Raw genomic sequence first — 18,275 nt, forward strand, 5'->3', positions numbered from 1 at the left:
AGCCGATGAAGCCACTGTCGCTGCCCAACCTGTTTCGCCTGTCCCTGCGCCAGCTATGGCGCGAGGGCCGCAGCGGCGAGCTGCGCGTGCTGTTCTTCGCCCTGCTGGTGGCAGTCGCCGCCAGCTCCGCGATCGGCTATTTCAGCGCTCGCCTGAACGGCGCCATGCTGGTCCGCGCCGCCGAATTCCTTGGTGCGGACCTGGTACTCACCGGTACCCAACCGGCGCAGCAGGAGCAGATCGACCGCGGCCTCAAACTCGGCCTGCAGCACGCGCAGAGCGTCGAATTCTCCAGCGTGGTAGCCACCGACAATGGCATCCAGCTGAGCAGCGTGAAGGCGGTCGGCGACAGCTATCCGCTGCGTGGTGAACTGAAGAGCGCGCCGGCGCCCTTGCAGCCGGAAGTCGAGGGCGGCCGACCGGCACCGGGCGATATCTGGGTCGAGTCGCGCCTGCTGGCCAGCCTCGACCTGAAGATCGGCGACAGCGTCGACATCGGCCGCAAGTCCTTGCGCATCGCCCGCGTGCTGACCTATGAACCGGACCGCGCCGGCGACTTCTACAGCCTTACGCCCCGCGTAATGATGAGCCTGCACGACCTGGACGCCACCGATGTGGTGCAGCCCGGTAGCCGGGTGCGCTATCGCGACCTATGGGGCGGTGCGCACGACGCACTGCAGGCGTACCGCCAGGCCACGAAGGAAGGGCTGGCCGCCAACCAGGAACTGCAGGATGCCCACCATGGCAACCGCCAGATCGGCGATGCCCTGGGCCGCGCCGAGCGCTACCTGAACCTCGCCAGCCTCGCTGCCGTACTGCTCGCCGGCGTAGCCGTGGCGCTCTCGGCCAACCGCTTCGCCACCCGCCGCTTCGACGCCAGCGCGCTGCTGCGCTGCCTGGGTTTGTCGCGCCGCGAAGCCCTTCTGCTGTATGGCAGTCAACTACTCACCCTGGGACTGGCTGCCAGTGTCTGCGGCGCCTTCCTCGGCTGGCTCGCGCAGCTCGGCCTGATGCACCTGCTGGGCAACCTGCTGCCGCCGGAGATCCCCGATGCCGGCATAGTCCCCGCCCTGGCCGGCATGGCGACCGGCCTGGTCGCGCTGGCTGGCTTCGCCCTGCCACCGCTCGCCGCCCTCGGCCGCGTACCGCCGCTGCGAGTGCTGCGCAGCGACCTGCTGCCGGTACCGATGCGCACCTGGGCCGCCTACGGCTGTGCCCTGCTCGCCCTCGGACTGATCATGTGGCGGCTCAGTCTCGACCTGAAACTGACTCTCGCCCTGCTCGGCGGCGGCGCCATTGCTGCGGTGATCCTCGGCTTCATCCTGCTGCTCGCCCTGCGCGGCCTGCGCCGCGCCCTGCAGGGCGCCAGTCTGCCGTGGCGACTGGGCCTGGGCCAGCTGCTGCGCTATCCCCTGGCCGCTGCCGGGCAGAGCCTCGCCTTCGGCCTGATCCTGCTGGCCATGGCGCTGATCGCCCTGCTGCGCGGAGAGCTGCTGGACACCTGGCATTCCCAGCTGCCTCCCAACGCACCGAACCACTTCGCCCTGAACATCCTGCCCGCCGAGAAAGAAGGTTTCGAGCAGCGCGTGAAGGTGCTATCGCCCAACGCCGAAGACCTCTACCCGATGGTGCCCGGCCGGCTGGTGGCGGTGAACGGCAAGCCGGTCCAGGCGCTGAACGAGGACGTCCGCAGCGAGCGTGCCCTGCACCGCGACCTCGGCCTGACCTGGTCCGCACACCTGCCTTCGGGCAACCAGATAGTCGCCGGGGATTGGTGGCAGGCCGACGAGAAGAACGAGCTGCCGGGTGTCTCGGTAGAAGAGAAGCTTGCCGGCAATCTCGGCCTGAAGGTCGGCGACCACCTGAGCTTCACCGTCGCCGGGCAGACCCGCGAAGCGCAGGTCCGCAGCCTGCGCTCGGTGAAGTGGGACAACTTCCAGCCCAACTTCTTCATGGTCTTCGAGCCCGGTACCCTGACCGATCTGCCGGTGACCTACCTGACCAGCTTCTACCTGCCGGTCAGCCAGGAACGCCAGCTGATCGAACTCGCGCGCGCCTACCCCACCGTCACCCTGCTGCCGGTGGATGCGCTGCTCGCGCAGCTGCGCAGCATCCTCGACCAGGTGACGCTGGCGGTGGAGTACGTGCTGGTGTTCGTTCTTGCCGCCGGCTTCGTGGTGTTGTTCGCCGGCCTGCAAGCAACCCTCGACGAGCGCCTGCGCCAAGGTGCACTGCTGCGGGCACTGGGCGCCGAGCGCGGCCTGCTGATGCGCACGCGGCGCAGCGAATTCGCCTTGCTCGGCGCGGTCAGCGGTCTGCTGGCCGCGCTGGGCTGCGAGCTGATCAGCTACCTGCTCTACCGGCTGGTGTTCGACCTGCCGTGGAGCCCGCATCCCTGGCTGCTGGCGTTGCCCGTGCTGGGCGCGATCCTGGTGGGCGGTGCGGGGCTTCTCGGCACGCGCCGCGCACTCAACGCAAGCCCGTTGCGCCTGCTGCGCGAGAGCTGATCGGGTAGACTGCCCCGATCACTCTCGCCGCACTGGATGCCATGAGCCGCTATCGTCCGCCCCGCCCCGCCGGTACCCCACTGATCACGCCCGAGGGCGAAGCGCGCCTGCGCGCCGAACTGCATGAACTGTGGAACGTGCGCCGACCACAGGTAACCCAGTCAGTCAGCGAGGCCGCTGCGCAAGGCGACCGCTCGGAGAACGCCGAATACACCTACGGCAAGAAGATGCTGCGCGAGATCGACAGCCGCGTGCGCTTCCTGCGCAAACGCCTGGAGAACTGCAAGGTAGTCAGCGAGCGTCCGGCCGATCCGAACAAGGTCTACTTCGGCGCCTGGGTCACCCTGGAAGACGAGGACGGCGAGCAGGCCCGCTACCGCATCGTCGGCCCGGACGAACTGGACCTGCGCAACAACCACATCAGTATCGACTCACCCCTGGCCCGCGCCCTGGTGGGCAAGGAGCTGGATGCCGAGGTGATGGTTCGCAGCCCATCCGGCGAGAAGATGTGGTTCGTGGTGGAAATCGAGTATCCCTGACGGCCCGCCCCCGTAGGAGCTAGCTTGCTCGCGAACCCGCCCAGCGCCGGAGCTGCCGGTGAATCCGTTCGCGAGCAAGCTCGCTCCTACAGGATCAGAGCGGTTGCGGGCGCCGGGTGATCAGGCCCTGCCGGGCCACGCGGGTAAGTTCGTGAACGGCGGCTTCCAGTTGCTCGGCAAAAGGCGACTGCACCACCGCGAAGTCGAAACTGTCGGATGGGAAGCGCGCGAGATCGGCAAAGGTTTCGGCAAACTGGATCAGGAAGGTTCGCGAGCCGTTCCAGCGCTTGGGCCAGCCATCGAGGTAACGGACGAGGGTAGGCTGGTGATTGCCGCCCAGGAGAATCTTCGGATTACGGCGCACCAGGCCGGTGGTGATCGGGGCCAGGCGCACATGCGGGTTGGGACAGGTCATGGTGTCAGGTCTCCGCCTCAGGGGTCCTGCTGGACGCGGCGAGAGGCACACCGAACCAGCGCTTTAGCGGTATTTCGATGCCAGCCATCGCTGCATCCGCGCCCCGCAAGTTGCTACTTAAATCGGCGCTGTGCGGCATCCTAGAGAAGCGCCGGCAAAGCTGTCAAGGAGACTTCAGTCGATGACCACACCCCCCATGCGGCTGTTCTTCGCCCTGCCCTGCCCGGCGGAACTGGCGATGCGCATCTGCTCCTGGCGCGACAGCCTGCACCACGACGGCCAGCCCGTATCCCAGGCCAACCTGCACCTGACCCTGGCCTTTCTCGGTTCCGTGCCGCGCGGCCGCAAGGCGGAATTGCGCGCCATCGGCGAACGCCTGCCGCGTCGGGGCTTCAATCTGGAACTGGACCACGTCGCGCGCTGGAACAACGGCATCCTTCACCTGGCCCCCGGCAGCATTCCGGCAACGCTGCATGAGCTTGTCCACGCCCTGCGCGAGGAGCTGCGGATGGGTGGATTCGAGGTCGAGCATCGCCCGTTCCATCCCCATATCACCCTCGCTCGCCACGCCCACCAGCCCCCAGCCGCCACTGCGTCGTTTGTACTACCCGCCCAGGCCGTGACGCTGTTCAGCTCGGAGAACAGCCCTGGCGGTGTGCATTACCGCGCCATCGGCGAGTGGCCGCTAGAAAGCGTCTGATCGCGCCGCCCAGTCCTGGGCGTAATCGAGGAAGCGACGCAGGCCAGCCGTGGGGTACTTGTCGATATGCAGCGCACGGAAGAAGGTGCGCCGCAGCGGCCCCAGCGGATTGTCCAGGCGCATCAGTTCACCGCGCTCCAGCTCCGCCTGCACCACGCGCTGCGACAGGAAACCGATGCCAAAACCGCTGCCAACCAGATGTTTGATCGCCTCGGCATTGCTCACCTCCAGGGGCGCGTTGACGCTTCCCAAACGCGGCAATACCTGCTGTTCGAACGTCACTCGGGTGCCGGAGCCCGCCTCGCGCAGCACCCAGCGTGCTGCCGCCAGATCCTTCAGGCTGATGCGCTCGGCCAGCGCCAGGGGATGGTCCGGCGCCACTACCAGCAGCAACTCATCGGCCATCCAGGGCGTGAGCTGGATCTGCGGGTGCTGGATCGGCGCTTCAATGAAGGCTACGTCCAGCCTGAATTCGGCCAGCGCCTCGATCACCCCGCCACTGTTGGCAACCTGCAACTCCAGGCGGCTTTCGGGCAGTTCGCCGAGAAAACCGGCCATCACCTGCGGCAACAGATAGCCGCCGATGCTGCGGCTGGCACCGAGGCTCAGCTGCACCGGCGCCGACTCGAACAGGCTCTCCAGCTCCGCACTTTGCGCCAGCAACGCGCTGGCCTTGGGGTAGAAGGCGCGGCCGTTATCGTTCAGCGCCAGGCGCTTGCCACTGCGGTCGAACAGGCGCGTGCCAAGGGTACGCTCGAGCTCCTGCAACGCCTGGCTGGCGGCGGACTGCGAAAGCGCGATGCGCGCCGCCGCCTGGGTCACGTTGCCCAGTTCGGCAATGGCGGTGAAGGTCGCCAGTTGGCGAAGGGTGATGCGCGGGCCCATATCGATAAAACCGGTCAACCTAATAAGAACAATCCGTTTTTACACTAAGCATGCCGGCGGCACCATGGCTTCACCTTACACAAGGAGCCTGCAATGAATGCCCTTCGCCGCCTGCCCTACTACCTCCCCGGCGCCCTGCTCTGCCTGGCTATCGCCTTCGGCTCCCGCCAGCTCATGGAAATCCCCGCGCTGCAGCACCTGGGGCTCGGCAGCCTGACCCTGGCGATCCTCATCGGCCTGCTGGCCGGCAACCTGGGCCTGGCCCGCTTCGGCAGCATCCGCCCCGGTATCGACCTGTCACGCCAGCAACTGCTGCGCCTGGGCGTGGTGCTCTACGGCCTGCGCCTGACCTTCCAGGACATCGCGGCCCTCGGCCCGGCCGCGCTGATCATCGACGTGCTGATGGTCGCCAGCACCTTGACCGTCGCCTGGTGGATCGGCGAACGCTGGCTCAAGCTGCCGCGCGAAAGCGCCCTGCTGATCGGCGCCGGCAGCGCCATCTGCGGCGCTGCGGCGGTGATGGCCAGCAGCCCGGTGCTCAAGGCTCGTGCCGAGCACACTGCCGTCGCAGTGGCGACCGTTGTACTGTTCGGCACCCTGGCGATGCTGCTGCACCCGCTGATCTACGCCGCGCTGCCCAACCTGTTCGGCAGCGAGCAGGCCTTCGGCGTGTTCACCGGCTCCACCATTCATGAAGTGGCCCAGGTGGTCGCGGCTGGCCGCGCCATGGACCCAGCCGCCGCCGACGCCGCGTTGATCAGCAAGATGCTCCGCGTCCTGCTGCTGGCCCCGGCACTGCTTATTCTCGGCCGTGTCGGTTGCGCCGAAGCCGCCGAGCCGGGGGCACGTCGCAAGCTGCATATTCCAGGCTTCGCCGTGCTGTTCCTGCTGGTGACAGGCCTGCGCTCGCTGGGCTGGGTACCGGAAAGCTGGCTGGCACCGCTGCAGCAGCTGGACGACGTAATGCTCGGTATGGCGATGGCCGCCCTGGGCCTGGCCACTCGCCTGGGCGATCTGCGCAAGGAAGGCCCCAAGCCGCTGCTGCTGGGCGCCGGACTGTTCGTCTTCCTGCTGGTGGGCGGCGGCCTGATCAATGGCGGGGTGCAATATCTCTTTCACTGAATCGCGTTCGACTGATTCGGAAAGGAAAACAAAAAGGGCGGACACCCAGGTGTCCGCCCTTTCTCGTTACCGTTTCGGCGATCAGCTGGACAGCTTGCGGTCCAGGGAGAACGGGCCGGCGCCGCTGATCAGCAGTGCGACGCTGATCATGATCAGGGTGAAGGCATATTCGAAGCCGTTGGCGGTGATGAAGAAGCCGTTGGCCAGGTGCACGCTGAACACCGCGACCAGCATAGCGACGATCAGCGGGATGCTTGCCAGGCGCACCAGCAGACCCAGGACCAGCGCCAGACCACCAAAGAACTCGGCGCTACCGGCCAAGGCGGCCATCAGGTAGCCGGGGGTCACGCCAAGGGATTCCAGCCAGCCTGCCATGCCCTGCAAACCCGGACCACCGAAGGCACCAAAGAGTTTCTGCGAGCCGTGAGCCATGAAGGTCAGGCCGGTGGTGATGCGCAGTACAGCGATGCCAGCGCCAGCGTTGGTGCTCAGGATGGATTTGATCAGCGAGTTCATGGTGCGTCCTTATGCGAGCTCTAGTGGGAGCGAAGGGTTGCGTAGGAAGTGGGTGACAACCGTGGTTGCTTGGCGACCAATATATCCAGTTTTTCCGATATCAAAAGCGCAAATTCGCGCTAATAACTATCAAATAAACCGATTACTTCTTGATTGCCGCCACGCTTTCACGTGGCTCGAGGCCATCACGTTCCCGCTGATATGCAAGATAGTACTTGTTGACGCTACTGACGTAGTTCACCACGCCCATACCCAGTTGCTCGGCCGCGACGCGCTCGACCTGGAAGAACCACTGGTTGGGGTTGAGGCCCTGACGCTTGGCCTCCGCGCGCAGGCTTTGCACCCGCTCGGGGCCCGCATTGTAGGCAGCCAGAACGAAGGCCATGCGGTCACGCTCGTTGATCCGCGGGCTGGAGAAGAAGCGCTTGCGCAGCATCGCCATGTAACGGCTGGCAGCCTGCACGTTGCTGTCCTTCTGGTGCACGGTATCCACGCCCACGGCGCGGGCCGCCGCCGGGGTGATCTGCATCAGCCCGGTGGCGCCGCCAGCGCCGCGCGCGCTGGCATTGAGATTGGATTCCTTGAAGCCAACCGCGGCCAGCGCCAGCCAGTCGACCTTGCTCTGTTCGGCGTAGCGCTGCAGGGTCGGACGCACTGCTTCAAGACGCTTGCGGTCGGGCACCTGCAGTGGATTGCGCACCTGGTAGGCACGGCGGTAAAGGCGCTGGAAGGCCGCATCCTGGTCCGCCGGCGCGCGGTAGTCCTTGAGGAAGCGGTTGACACTGGCACGCAGCATTGGCGCATCGCGGCGCACGTACCAGGCCATCGGCTCGCTGTTGTCCAGCACCAGGTGCCGGTCGACGCGCAGCTTGGTGAAGACCTTGCTCCAGCGCTCGGCGATGGGCTGCTCGACCACGGTGTAGTTGAAGATGCCGGCCTGGACCATCTCCAGCACGTCTTCCACGGCCAGGGAGGAGTCGGTCCACTCCAGCACCAGCGGCGCCATTCGCTTCTGCGCCAGGCGTTCGTTGACCTTGCGCACAGCCTCGCCAGCGGCGCTGCCGGCCGGCAGGGTGATGGTACGACCGGCGAGCTGTTCGAGGCGCACGAACTTGCGATTGCCCTGCTTGGTCACCAGCACCAGCGGTACGTCGGCCTTCCACGGCAGGCTGGGGCTGACATTCTGGCCGTCGCGGGCCAGCAGGACTTCCCCCGGCGCGACCAGATCGCCTTCGCCGCGCTGCAGCGCACCGAGCAATTGATCCTTGGCCTTGGGAATGAATTTGATGGTGAGCGGCTTGCGCCCCGGGGCGCTGTCGTTGAGGTACTGCTCGAAGGCGCGCAGGCGGCGGTATTCGACGCCGATGGGTTCGCCCTTGATTTCGCCGGAGCTGTTGCGGCTCTGGTTGACCAGAACCCGGAGGGTGCCGCCGGAACGGATGCTGGCCAGGTCGCGGGCGTCGCTGCTTTCCTGCTCCCAGTTTTCCGGCTGGGCCGTCAGGCGCGCGGCCGCCGGCAGTGGCGTCAGGGCCACGAGGCACAGCAGTAGCAGCAACAGTCGGGTCATCCAGCTCTCCGGGGGCTCGCACTCGGCGGTGGGCCGATTAGAGTGCGGTTTCGACCGGTAGTTCCCGGCCGCCAAGGGCGCGCAAGACTCTCACAGGAGGGGATCAATACCAACCCGAAACTTCCGATAAATCTTCGGAATATTCCTCAACCTGCTGTTTTATAAGGATTTTCGTATAAAAAGCGGCTTTTGCTATGCTCCGCTTCCGAACAAAGGGAACAAAAATGCAACTGATCGACATCGGCGTCAACCTCACCCACCCGAGCTTCGTCCCGGAACGTGAAGCGGTCCTCGCTCGCGCAATCGAGGCCGGCGTCGTGCAAATGGTCCTGACCGGAACCAGCCTGGGCGACAGCGAACAGGCCCTGGAACTGTGCCGGCAGCTGGACGAAGAGCAGCGCCTTTACTGCACTGCCGGCGTCCATCCGCACGAAGCCAGCCACTGGGACAGCAGCAGCGCCAAGGTACTTCGCGGCCTGCTGGCCGAGGACCGGGTCAAGGCGGTTGGCGAATGCGGCCTGGACTTCAACCGCGACTTTTCGCCGCGCCCGCAGCAGGAGAAGGCTTTCGAAGAACAACTGGCTCTCGCCGTGGAGCTGCAGTTGCCGGTGTTCATCCACGAGCGCGACGCCGGCGAACGCCTGCTGGCAATCCTCAAGGACTTCCGCGACAAGCTGCCTGCCGCCGTGGTGCATTGCTTCACCGGTGAGCGCCGCACGCTTTACTCATACCTCGACCTCGACCTGCACATCGGCATCACCGGCTGGATCTGCGATGAACGCCGCGGCACGCACCTGCAGGAACTGGTGCGGGAGATTCCCGAAGGCCGGCTGATGCTGGAAAGCGACGCGCCTTATCTATTGCCTCGCACCTTGCGCCCGAAGCCGAAGAACGGTCGCAACCAGCCGGCCTACCTGCCCGAAGTGCTGACCTGCGTGGCCCTACACCGGGGCGAGAGCGCAGAACGGGTTGCAACCCATACCACCGAGTGCGCGCGACGCTTCTTTGACCTGCCGGAAATTTGAACCGGCTCTCAAGATCGCCCTTCGTCGGCCGATAAGTCGGGAGCGGAAGGTGGCTTGATTCCCATCAATGGCCACCTTCATCCTTTTCACGACAATAATGGCGCCTTGCCACTATTCGACCGACAAGAAGAGATTTATGGCCGCCTGGATCCGCGACATTTCCCTCAAGTACAAATTCTGGGCCGTCAACGCGGTCGCCTTCGTCACCACCCTGCTGCTGGTGTTGTTCGCCATGCACCAGGAACTCGACGGGCGCAACCAGCAGGCACGCCAGGGTGCCGAAGCCCAGTCCCAGTTGCTGAAGAACTGGCCGGCAGGTGCGGCTCTGCCGACGTCGCCGAACCTCGTCAGCTTCGCCAGCGGCAGCGCACCGCAGATTGCCGGTATCGACGGCTCCGCCCTTGCGCGCGCCAACGGCTGGGTTGACCTGCAGGGCGCGCAGAGCCGCCAGGCAACGCTGGCCGGCGCCTACGTACAGGACATCGGCAACGGTCAGCGCGTCGCCGTGCTGGCCCCCGGTGGCGATTTCTGGAGCGTCTTCGAGGACCGCGCCCTACCCTTCGCCGGCGCCGTGCTGGTGCTGATGCTGGCGTTGCTGGCGGCCTCGCAATTGCTGATCCGCTTCATCCTCACTCACTTGCTGACCCTGCGCGACGTGATGCTCCATGTCGAGAAGAGCGGCGACCTGGCCGCCCGCGTCCCGCTGGAAAGCCGAGACGAAGTCGGCCAGATGGCCACTGCGTTCAATGCCATGCAGGCGGGCTACCAGCGCGTGGTCGGTACCGTTGCCCAGGCCGCCGGCCGCCTCGACGAAGGCGCACGCAGCCTCGCCAGCAGCATGGGCCAGGTGCGCCAGGGCATGCTCGGCCAGCAGAGCGAGACCGACCAGGCCGCCACCGCAATCAACGAGATGTCCACCACCGTCCACCACATTGCGCAGCACGCTGCCGATACCCGAGACCAGTCGCAGGAAGCCGACCGCCTGGCCGGCAATGGCCAGCAGGTGGTTGGTCGCGTCGGCCAGTCCATCGCCGGTTTGTCCCAGGGCGTGCAGCAGACTGCCGAAATGATCCAGCAGCTGGCACAGGACAGCCACAAGATCAGCAGCGTGGTCAGCGTGATCCACGGCATCGCCGAGCAGACCAACCTGCTTGCCCTCAACGCCGCTATCGAGGCCGCCCGCGCCGGCGAGATGGGACGTGGCTTCGCCGTGGTTGCCGATGAAGTGCGCAACCTCGCCAAGCGCGTACAGGATTCCACCGACGAGATCACCCAGATGATCAACGCGCTGCAATCCGGCACCCGCGACGCCGTCGAATTCATGCAGGAAAGCTCGATCAAGGCCGACGGCTGCGTCGAGGAAGCCCGCGAGGCCGGCGAAGCCCTGGCGGCCATCGCTTCCGCCGTTGCGCTGATGCGCGAGAGCAACACCCAGATCGCCGTGGCCGCCGAGCAACAGAGCCAGGTGGCCGAGGAAATGACCCGTTCGGTCGTGGGCATCCGCGACGTTACCGAGCACACCGTGCAGCAGACCGTCGATTCGGCCGGCACCAGCCACCAGCTGGCGGATCTCGCCGGCGAACTCAGCCGCGCCATCCGCCAGCTGCGCCTGTAATTCCTATCACCCGCATAGCCTGCGCCCATTGGCGCGGGTTTCGGGGCTGCACCTAGACTGCTGATATTCCGCCCGCCTGCACTCAGGCGGGCTTCTCAGCCTCGGGAGCTGCACCATGGGCAAACGTCACCCCAATCTCCTCGCCTGGCAGTGGCAAGGCTACGCCGCCAACCACCGCAACCCGACCAACCTGGCGCTGCATATCATCGCCGTGCCGCTGTTCATCCTCGGCGCACTAACGCTGCTCAGCGGGCTGTTCAGCCTGAGCCTGACAACGATCCTGCTGGGCGTGATCGGCATGGTCGCCTCACTGGCCATCCAGGGTCGCGGGCACAAACTCGAGGAGCAACCGCCCGAACCCTTCAGCGACCGCAAGGATGCTGTCAGTCGGCTGCTGGTCGAGCAGTTCGTCACCTTCCCCCGCTTCGTCCTGAGCGGTGCCTGGTGGCGCGCCTGGCGTAATCGCCGGCGCTGAGCCGGCCGTAACAACAGGGCGCGGCATTTCGGCCATTCAAGTACCCGGCAGGTTCGCCGATATAATCGTCGAGATTTCGTCACGAGCTGTTGAGATGTCAGCTTTTCGCCATTTTATTGGCATTTTTGCCTGCCTGTTTATTGTCACGCCCGCGCACTCTGCCCCGGAACCGGCGGCCGAGCGCACCGTGCTGACCATCGCAGTGAAGGGCCAGCCGCAGCTCCTGCGCCACTACAGTCTGCGCGACCTGGAAGCGCTGCCGCAGACCGAGCGGCGCTCCATGCTTCCTGACGAATTCCGGGTCTATGGCTGGCAGGGCGTGCGCCTCAGCACCCTGCTCGCCCTGCTCGCCGGCTTCGAACGCACCGAGACCCAACGCCTGCGAGTCGAGGCACTGAACGACTATTCCGCCCTGATTCCACTGAGCGACCTCGACGCCTTCGATCCTATCCTCGCCTACCGCCGCGACGGCCAAGCCATCGGCATCGCCGAGCGTGGCCCGCTGTTCGTCATCTATCCGATGGTCGATCACCCGGAGTTGCGGACCCAGGTCTACTTCAACCGCACCGTCTGGCAGGTAAGCCGCATTACCCTGGAGTGATCGCCGTGCCCCCGCAGCCTCCCAGGCGGCGCTATCGCCGCCTGACCGTCATCATCCTCAGCGGCCTTATCGCTGCGCTGACCGCCGGCGCCGGCGCGGCTCTGCTGCTGGTGCACCAGCACGTCCGCCAGCTGGCCCACCCCGATGCCCACAGCGAACTGTGGCAGGCCTACCAGTTACGCGCCGAGCTGGAACGCTCACTGAACAGTGCCCGGCAGGTACTCGCCGGCAAGAGTGACAGCGACGCCCTGGCAACGCGCGTTGAAGTGCTCGCCAGCCTCCTGCCGCCGCTGCGTACCACGCCCGTCTACAACTACCTGGTCGTGCCGCGTCCGGAAGTGCAGGTAACACTGGAGACGATCCAGCATCTGAGCGACGCCTGGCTCAGGCGCGCGCCCTGGGGCCAGCCGGCGGCTGCGAAGGTCCTGGCCGGCGAGATGCTGCGTGAACTGCCGCCCCTGCTCGAACCCGCCCACGAACTGGTGGTGGTCACCAACATCGCACTGACCAACTACATGGACGCCGAGCGCCAGGACCTGCAACGCGCCTTCAACCTGCTGGCCTGGGTGCTCTTCGGCCTCGGCCTGTGCAGTGTGCTGCTGGCCCTGCGGGTGATTGCCAACTCACGGCGCAAGCTGCAGCTCACCCAGCGCCTGCACGACCTCAACCAGTCGCTGGAGCAACGCGTCGAACAGCGCACCCAGGAACTGAGCGAGCGCAAGGCGCTGCTGCGTTACATCCTCGACACCAGCCCCAGCGATGTGGCGCTGCTCAGCGACGAGGACTCCCGCGCCCATTACGTCAGCCCCCGCCTGCTGCAGCGCACCGGTATCCACCCGGACGAACCCTTCACCCTGCATCGGCTGTTCGACGATCCCGACGAGGAAGCGCGCTTCCGTCAATCACTGACCGACCATGGCCAGCTGGACAGCTGGGAAACCCGTCTGGCGGGCAATCCCGCCTACTGGGCGATTGTCTGGGCGCGCAAGATGGAAGTGGAGGGCCGCCCCGCCTCGCTGGTCTGGAGCTTCGACATCAACCAGCGCAAAGCCATGGAGCAGGAGCTGCGCCTGCTGGCCACCACTGACCCGCTGACCGGCCTGCAGAACCGCCATGCCTTTGTCAAACGCGGGGTCGCGCTGCTCAAGAGCGCGCAGCGCTATGAGCGCCAGTGCGCAGCGCTGATGCTGGACATCGACTTCTTCAAGCCGATCAACGACACCCACGGCCACGCCTTCGGCGACGCCGTGCTGCAAGCCGTGGCGAAGGAGCTGACGCAAGGGTTGCGCGAGGTGGATCTGCTCGGCCGCCTCGGTGGCGAGGAGTTTGCCGCGATTCTGCCGGAGACCGACTTGCAGCAGGCGCTGCAAGTTGCCGAGCGGGTGCGCAACAGCGTGCAGGCGCTGTCCTTCACCAGCGAGGACGGTAGCCGCGTGCGCCTGACCCTGAGCATCGGCGTGGCCGCACGCCGCGAAGGTGAACTTCGTCTGGAAGACCTGCTGGCCCGCGCCGACCGCGCCCTGTACCGGGCCAAGGCCGGCGGGCGCAATCGCACCGAGACCGCGCCCGGCCTCTAGCTGGAGAGCGACTAGCCGAAGATGGTCACCGTCTGCCGGCCGATCGCCAGGAGCTGGCCATCCGCCGACCAGGTCTGCGCCGCAATATGCCCGTAGCCATCGCGGGCATGCTCGATCGTCGCCAGGTACTGGCACCAGGCATTGGCCGGCATCGACGGCAGTGGCTGGACGAACTCCACGGTCCAGGTCAGCGAGCTGGAGGGTGCTGGCGTTTTCAGGTGCGGCAGGTTGGCCGGCGGCCAGGCGTCGATCAGCGCCAGCAGGTGGCTGACTTCCATCGGTTCCTCGCCCACGTCATCGCCACGGAAGCGCATCCAGCCGCCCATCTCGCGCTCGCGGCTGGCGGAGAACGGCATATGCCCGACCGCCCAGCGCATGGCGATGTTCTGGGTGAAGGCCGGCATCAGCTTGCGAATGTAGGGCAGCTCCTGGCAGTCCTCGACAGTCTTGAAGGCCGGTGGCGGCAAGCCGTCCATCTGCACACTGGACTCGCGCGACACGCCGAAGCTGCCCTGGGCCAGCAACACCACCTGACCGTTCTGCACGGCGCGGCAGAACACCTGGCTGACCGACTTGCCCTCGCGCAGGACTTCCGCCTCGAAGCTCACCGGCACTTCCACCTCGATGGGGCCGACGAAGGTGATCGCCAGCGAACGCACCGGCCGCCCAGCCTCAGCCACCGAAGCCATGGCCTCGTAGGCCAGCGCCGCCACCAGGCCGCCGAAACTCGCACGGCCCTGGGCCCAGGCGGCAGGGATGACGATGGATAACGGCGCGGCGCGCACCGCCCGGAGCATTTCGCTGAAGGACATGGTCAACTTCCTTGGGGCTTCTGGAAAATGGCAGCAGGTTGCGATCTTAGGGGTAGAGGCAACCCCGGCAAACCATCCAAAGCCTTGTCCCTTGCAGGAAATGCCCCGTCATCAATGGCCTCTATGCAGTGCCTTCTCCAGGGCCTCCAGGCTCTCGTCGGCGAGGCGCTCGGCGAGGTCGTGGCGGGCATTCCAGTGGGGTTGCAGCGGCATCAGGTCCAGCTCGCGTTCGCTGCGGATCAGCCATTGCTCGTAGTCATGCCAGTCGCCCAGGGCCGATTGCGCGTCCTTCAGCGGCGCCAGCAGGCGTTGCGGCACGGCGGACTCCTTCGGGTAGGCCTCCAGCGAATAGCGCACCCGCTTGATCAGCAGGCGCAGGCGATGACGGTCGTGGTCTGGGTCTTTCAGGGCATCACGCAGCTTCTGCCATTCTCTGGCCAGGCGCTTCTCCACCTTGCCATGCAGCCCCTTGAGCACGCCGTGGCGCTCGGAGGTTCGCCACAGTTGTGGCCAGCCATCCAGGCGCATCATCAGGCGCTCCCACTGCGGGCTGGCAAGTAGCGTGGCGTAGCCGGAGATCAACGCGGGCCGGCGCAGTGCGGCGGCACGCTCGTAGCCTTCGGCCTCCAGCACCGGCAGCAGTACTTCCAGATCGCGCAGCGGGCCGCTGAGCCGGCCCATGTCGCCCAGCGCCTGCTCCAGCTCGTCGATACCGGGCATGCCCCTCACCGGGTGCAGCAGACTGCGCAGCCGGCGTACGGCGATGCGCAGGTCGTGCAGTGCTTCAGGGTCGGACTCGGCCTTCAGGCGGGAGGACGCGGCGAACAAGGCGACCTCCTGCTCGATCAGATGGCTCACCAGGTAATCGCTGAAGGAGGTCACGGCAGGCTCCACTCGAGGGTTGAAATAACAGGTTAGCCCCCACCAACGAAGCGGCAAGGGCCGTGATGTCACGTTCCGTTTCCGCGTGAAATCCGTAGGCGCCAGGGCAACTCTCGGCGCAGGCATGCCAAGTGCTCACGCAGCTCGGCAGGCGATGAAGCGGCACCGCCGTAACGCTGTTTTTCGAAGGCATCCAGATAACTGCGGATTGCCTGAGCGTGGGCCGGCAAAACCTTGATGGCACGACGACAGAAATCCCGCGCGCCCTCACCCGGCTCGCGACGCACGCCCAGCGGCGCGAGCATTCGCTCGAAGCGCTGGAAGCTGCGCAACGGGACATCGGTGGTGCGCCGCCAGGGCTTGAACAGCACCAGCGCCAGCAAGCCCAGCATCACGCCGGCGCCGACCACCAGCAAGGCACCGACCCATTGCCGGTCCAGCCCCCCGAACCAGCGCTTCAACATGTCGCCCTGTTGTTCGGCCTGGTAGCCCAGCACCCAGCGCTGCCAGCCATAGTTGACGTCGTCCCAGGCCATGCGCAGCTGGTTGAGCAGCGCGAAGTTGCGGTAGCGCAGGGGCGAAAACGGGTCGGACTCCAGGAAGCTGCCTTCCTGGCTCATGGCCGCTTCCAGCCCCTGCTCGATACGTTCGGGAGCCACGGCCCCCGTTGGGTCGACCCGCGTCCAGCCCCGGCCACGCTGCCAGTACTCCACCCAGGCGTGGGCGTCGAACTGACGGATCGCCAGGTAATTGCCCGAGGGGCTGGCCTCGCCACCCTGGTAGCCGGTAACTACGCGAGCTGGAATGCCGGCTGCGCGCAGGACGAAGGTCATGGCGCCGGCGTAGTGCTCGCAGAAGCCGGCGCGGGTGTCGAACAGAAAACCGTCGATGCGCTCCGGGCCGGCATCCGGCGGACGCAGTGTGTAACGGAACGGCTGCTCGCGCAGGTGCCGGAGCATCGCCTGCACCAGCTCCTCAGGTTGCGGGTAGCGTTCGCGCAGTTGCTGTGCCCAGGCGCGAGCCCGTGGGTTGCCGCCCTGTGGCAAGGCAAGGTTGATCCGTTGCGCGCGGACGGCGTCATCAGGCTCCAGCTGCGCGTCCGGCCAGGAGGTGGCGCGGTACAGCAGCCCCTGGCGAACCGGCAGGCGCCGCTCCAGGTGGAAGTCGCTCATCATTCGCGCATCGCCCAGGCTGGTCTGCGCCACATCCAGGGCAAACAGCCAGGGGCGACCGTTGGGCTCCATGATCACCTGGTACTGCAAGGGCTGACCCTGCTGCCGCCATTGAGGCGCAAGATCGCCACGCTGGAACGCCGTGCTCCAGCGCACACCATCGAACCGCTCCAGGGTCAACGCGCGCCAGTACAGCTGCGAGTGCGGCGGCGGCTGGCCGTCGAAGCTCACCCGAAATGCCAGCGCGGGGGACTGGCTCAGCTCGACCATGTCCCCTGGCGCCATGCTGTCGCTCAGCCCGGTCATGGCCTTGTCGCCCGGCAGCGGCAACGACCACAACGGCCCCATGCGCGGGAACAGCAGGAACATCAGCAGCATCAGCGGCAAGGCTTGCAGCAGCAGACCGGCAGCCAGACGCAGGGTCGGCATCGGGCGTGCGGCGAAGCCGCTCTGCTGCAACCCGATGGCCGCGGCCAGCAGGGCCAGCACCGGTAGCAGGCTGAAGGCGGCAGCAATGATGTCGTCCTGGAAGAGATAGCTGGTGGTCACCGCGAAGAAGCCCAGCAGGATCAGCACCCACGCATCGCGGCGGGTCTTGAGCTCCACCAGCTTGACCACGAAGGCGGCGATCAGCAGCACCACACCGGCATCCAGCCCGATCAGTGAACCACGGGAAAACCACACACCCAACCCGGCCGCCGCCACCAGCGCCAGTTTGGCGAGGCCACTGGGATAGCTGGCACGCATGCGGAACACCTGGATGCGCCAGGCGGCGCAACCCAACCAGAGGGCGACGATCCACAGCGGCAGGTGCTCCAGATGCGGAATGATCACCACCGCCTGGGCCACCAGCAGCCAGGTCAGGGCCACCCGCGGGATGGGCTGGACGGTAACGGCGGCCACCCGGCTCATCGTTTCGTCCCATGCAAGGCGAGCGCCCGCAGGCAGGCATCGCGATGGGCATCGTCCAGGCCAACCGCAAGCTGCGCATCCGGCAGGCGCAGCCCGAAGGGCTGCTGGCGCAACGACAATTGCAGGACCCAGTAGCAAAGGCGCGACAAGCGCCCCTCGGTGTCGCCGCCCAGGCTGTTGAACTCCAGCCAGACGTTGCGCCCGGCCAGCGCGGAGAAGTCCTTCACCAGCAACCCTTGGCCACGCGAATAAGCCTTCCAGTGCAGGCGGCGGCGCGAGTCGCCGGGCTGGTAGGGCCTCAGCCCCTGGTAATCATCGACGCCGCGCCCACTGGGGCGCACGCCCTCTTCATCGTTTTCCGCCGGGCCGGCTTCCAGCGGCAGGTCGCCGGGCTGTGGGTGCGGATACACCAGCACCGACTGATCCAGATCGACCCAGCTCCAGGCCACCAGCAGCCCCAACGGGAAACGGCTTTCCACGCGCAGTCGGCCGGGGCGCAACCAGCCACGTCGCTGCGCCGTCATCGTGAGCAGCACTTCTTCGGCGTGGTCTGCCGCGACATCGGCGAACTGCATGCGCTCGGCCTCCCAGCCCAGGCCGATGGCCTGCCGGGCGCGCCCTTCGCCTTCCAGGCGTACGCGAAACGCCGCCTGCTCACCGACGAACACCGGCTGTGCGCCGAGCGCCGTCAGCCGCAGCCCACCCAGGTTCCGGTAGGTGTGCAGGATGGCGACGATGAACAGCGAGAGCAGCAGGAAGGTCAGGCCGTAGGCCAGGCTGTTCTGGTAATTGATCGCCGTGAGCAGCATCAGCAGCAGGGCGACGCCGAACGCCATACCCTGGCGGGTGGGAATGATGAAAATGCGTCGCTGGTTGAGTTGCAACGACGGTGACGGCGGTATGCGCCGGGCTATCCAGCTCTGCCACAGCGGCCTGACCCTGACGAGCATGGC

The 18,275-nt window shown here is 66.4% G+C and carries 17 protein-coding genes; 9 read left to right on the plus strand and 8 right to left on the minus strand.

All coding sequences use genetic code 11. The features are described 5' to 3' along the window. Positions 1 to 5: 5 nt before the first annotated feature. Together FAS41_RS10420 and greB are read left to right on the plus strand one after the other, a co-directional pair. A complete protein-coding gene (locus FAS41_RS10420; protein WP_138521884.1) occupies positions 6 to 2,507 on the plus strand; it encodes an ABC transporter permease in 2,502 nt (833 codons plus the stop codon). 41 nt (positions 2,508 to 2,548) lie between these two features. Beyond that, a complete protein-coding gene (gene greB / locus FAS41_RS10425) occupies positions 2,549 to 3,046 on the plus strand; it encodes a transcription elongation factor GreB (protein ID WP_017517009.1) in 498 nt (165 codons plus the stop codon). Positions 3,047 to 3,140: 94 nt separating this feature from the next. Here greB and FAS41_RS10430 read toward each other — a convergent pair whose 3' ends face one another. Then, on the minus strand, positions 3,141 to 3,461 hold the full coding sequence (locus FAS41_RS10430; RefSeq protein ID WP_138521886.1) for a hypothetical protein: 321 nt from the start codon (positions 3,459 to 3,461) through the stop codon (positions 3,141 to 3,143). Positions 3,462 to 3,642: 181 nt separating this feature from the next. Between FAS41_RS10430 and thpR the strand changes: the two genes are divergently transcribed. Next, positions 3,643 to 4,161: an RNA 2',3'-cyclic phosphodiesterase gene (gene thpR, locus FAS41_RS10435; protein WP_171049473.1), complete on the plus strand. Its 519-nt coding sequence runs from the start codon at positions 3,643 to 3,645 to the stop codon at positions 4,159 to 4,161. Here the strand turns inward: thpR and FAS41_RS10440 are convergent. Continuing rightward, positions 4,147 to 5,046 (minus strand): LysR family transcriptional regulator, encoded by a 900-nt coding sequence (locus FAS41_RS10440; protein ID WP_138521888.1) that lies wholly within the window; start codon positions 5,044 to 5,046, stop codon positions 4,147 to 4,149. The two genes, thpR and FAS41_RS10440, sit on opposite strands and share 15 nt — an antisense overlap. Positions 5,047 to 5,139: 93 nt before the next feature. Between FAS41_RS10440 and FAS41_RS10445 the strand changes: the two genes are divergently transcribed. Continuing rightward, entirely contained in the window at positions 5,140 to 6,168 is a 1,029-nt protein-coding gene (locus FAS41_RS10445) for a YeiH family protein (RefSeq protein WP_138521889.1), read from the plus strand. 81 nt (positions 6,169 to 6,249) lie between these two features. On the opposite strand, the gene FAS41_RS10450 is transcribed toward FAS41_RS10445, so the two are convergent. After that, on the minus strand, positions 6,250 to 6,684 hold the full coding sequence (locus tag FAS41_RS10450; protein ID WP_138521891.1) for a DoxX family protein: 435 nt from the start codon (positions 6,682 to 6,684) through the stop codon (positions 6,250 to 6,252). Positions 6,685 to 6,826: 142 nt separating this feature from the next. Continuing rightward, on the minus strand, positions 6,827 to 8,251 hold the full coding sequence (locus tag FAS41_RS10455; RefSeq protein WP_138521893.1) for an MltF family protein: 1,425 nt from the start codon (positions 8,249 to 8,251) through the stop codon (positions 6,827 to 6,829). Between the two features lie 224 nt (positions 8,252 to 8,475). Between FAS41_RS10455 and FAS41_RS10460 the strand changes: the two genes are divergently transcribed. The 5 genes from FAS41_RS10460 (at position 8,476) to FAS41_RS10480 (ending at position 13,544) form a co-directional block, all read left to right on the plus strand. Continuing rightward, entirely contained in the window at positions 8,476 to 9,276 is an 801-nt protein-coding gene (locus tag FAS41_RS10460) for a TatD family hydrolase (RefSeq protein ID WP_138521895.1), read from the plus strand. Positions 9,277 to 9,412: 136 nt separating this feature from the next. Next, the gene (locus tag FAS41_RS10465) at positions 9,413 to 10,891 is read left to right on the plus strand and encodes a methyl-accepting chemotaxis protein (protein ID WP_138521897.1); all 1,479 of its coding nucleotides are present in this window, start codon (positions 9,413 to 9,415) and stop codon (positions 10,889 to 10,891) included. 115 nt (positions 10,892 to 11,006) lie between these two features. Then, positions 11,007 to 11,366: an Mpo1-like protein gene (locus FAS41_RS10470; RefSeq protein ID WP_138521899.1), complete on the plus strand. Its 360-nt coding sequence runs from the start codon at positions 11,007 to 11,009 to the stop codon at positions 11,364 to 11,366. A gap of 187 nt (positions 11,367 to 11,553) precedes the next feature. Beyond that, the gene (locus FAS41_RS10475) at positions 11,554 to 11,967 is read left to right on the plus strand and encodes a putative pterin-binding protein (protein WP_138521901.1); all 414 of its coding nucleotides are present in this window, start codon (positions 11,554 to 11,556) and stop codon (positions 11,965 to 11,967) included. Further along, positions 11,967 to 13,544 (plus strand): GGDEF domain-containing protein, encoded by a 1,578-nt coding sequence (locus FAS41_RS10480; protein ID WP_425467710.1) that lies wholly within the window; start codon positions 11,967 to 11,969, stop codon positions 13,542 to 13,544. The genes FAS41_RS10475 and FAS41_RS10480 overlap by 1 nt, the downstream gene beginning before the upstream one ends. Positions 13,545 to 13,555: 11 nt before the next feature. Here the strand turns inward: FAS41_RS10480 and FAS41_RS10485 are convergent, their stop codons facing one another. From FAS41_RS10485 to FAS41_RS10500, 4 genes are all read right to left on the minus strand, one after another. Beyond that, positions 13,556 to 14,356 (minus strand): acyl-CoA thioesterase, encoded by an 801-nt coding sequence (locus FAS41_RS10485; RefSeq protein WP_138521905.1) that lies wholly within the window; start codon positions 14,354 to 14,356, stop codon positions 13,556 to 13,558. A gap of 111 nt (positions 14,357 to 14,467) precedes the next feature. Beyond that, complete coding sequence (locus FAS41_RS10490; protein WP_138521907.1) at positions 14,468 to 15,238, minus strand: CHAD domain-containing protein; 771 nt, start codon at positions 15,236 to 15,238, stop codon at positions 14,468 to 14,470. 68 nt (positions 15,239 to 15,306) lie between these two features. After that, positions 15,307 to 17,322: a transglutaminase TgpA family protein gene (locus FAS41_RS10495; RefSeq protein ID WP_138521909.1), complete on the minus strand. Its 2,016-nt coding sequence runs from the start codon at positions 17,320 to 17,322 to the stop codon at positions 15,307 to 15,309. Further along, positions 17,319 to 18,272: a DUF58 domain-containing protein gene (locus tag FAS41_RS10500; protein WP_138521912.1), complete on the minus strand. Its 954-nt coding sequence runs from the start codon at positions 18,270 to 18,272 to the stop codon at positions 17,319 to 17,321. The genes FAS41_RS10495 and FAS41_RS10500 overlap by 4 nt, the downstream gene beginning before the upstream one ends. Positions 18,273 to 18,275: the final 3 nt, after the last annotated feature.

The organism is Pseudomonas nicosulfuronedens, from assembly GCF_005877905.1.
In the GTDB taxonomy this organism is placed as follows: domain Bacteria; phylum Pseudomonadota; class Gammaproteobacteria; order Pseudomonadales; family Pseudomonadaceae; genus Pseudomonas; species Pseudomonas nicosulfuronedens.

Bases quoted from the DNA above. Each gene is read 5' to 3' on its own strand.
- thpR (WP_171049473.1), top strand. From the start codon at position 3,643: ATGACCACACCCCCCATGCGGCTGTTCTTCGCCCTGCCCTGCCCGGCG.
- FAS41_RS10460 (WP_138521895.1), top strand. From the start codon at position 8,476: ATGCAACTGATCGACATCGGCGTCAACCTCACCCACCCGAGCTTCGTC.
- FAS41_RS10465 (WP_138521897.1), top strand. From the start codon at position 9,413: ATGGCCGCCTGGATCCGCGACATTTCCCTCAAGTACAAATTCTGGGCC.
- FAS41_RS10470 (WP_138521899.1), top strand. From the start codon at position 11,007: ATGGGCAAACGTCACCCCAATCTCCTCGCCTGGCAGTGGCAAGGCTAC.
- greB (WP_017517009.1), top strand. From the start codon at position 2,549: ATGAGCCGCTATCGTCCGCCCCGCCCCGCCGGTACCCCACTGATCACG.
- FAS41_RS10485 (WP_138521905.1), bottom strand. From the start codon at position 14,356: ATGTCCTTCAGCGAAATGCTCCGGGCGGTGCGCGCCGCGCCGTTATCC.
- FAS41_RS10440 (WP_138521888.1), bottom strand. From the start codon at position 5,046: ATGGGCCCGCGCATCACCCTTCGCCAACTGGCGACCTTCACCGCCATT.
- FAS41_RS10455 (WP_138521893.1), bottom strand. From the start codon at position 8,251: ATGACCCGACTGTTGCTGCTACTGCTGTGCCTCGTGGCCCTGACGCCA.
- FAS41_RS10500 (WP_138521912.1), bottom strand. From the start codon at position 18,272: ATGCTCGTCAGGGTCAGGCCGCTGTGGCAGAGCTGGATAGCCCGGCGC.
- FAS41_RS10495 (WP_138521909.1), bottom strand. From the start codon at position 17,322: ATGAGCCGGGTGGCCGCCGTTACCGTCCAGCCCATCCCGCGGGTGGCC.
- FAS41_RS10450 (WP_138521891.1), bottom strand. From the start codon at position 6,684: ATGAACTCGCTGATCAAATCCATCCTGAGCACCAACGCTGGCGCTGGC.
- FAS41_RS10420 (WP_138521884.1), top strand. From the start codon at position 6: ATGAAGCCACTGTCGCTGCCCAACCTGTTTCGCCTGTCCCTGCGCCAG.
- FAS41_RS10445 (WP_138521889.1), top strand. From the start codon at position 5,140: ATGAATGCCCTTCGCCGCCTGCCCTACTACCTCCCCGGCGCCCTGCTC.
- FAS41_RS10430 (WP_138521886.1), bottom strand. From the start codon at position 3,461: ATGACCTGTCCCAACCCGCATGTGCGCCTGGCCCCGATCACCACCGGC.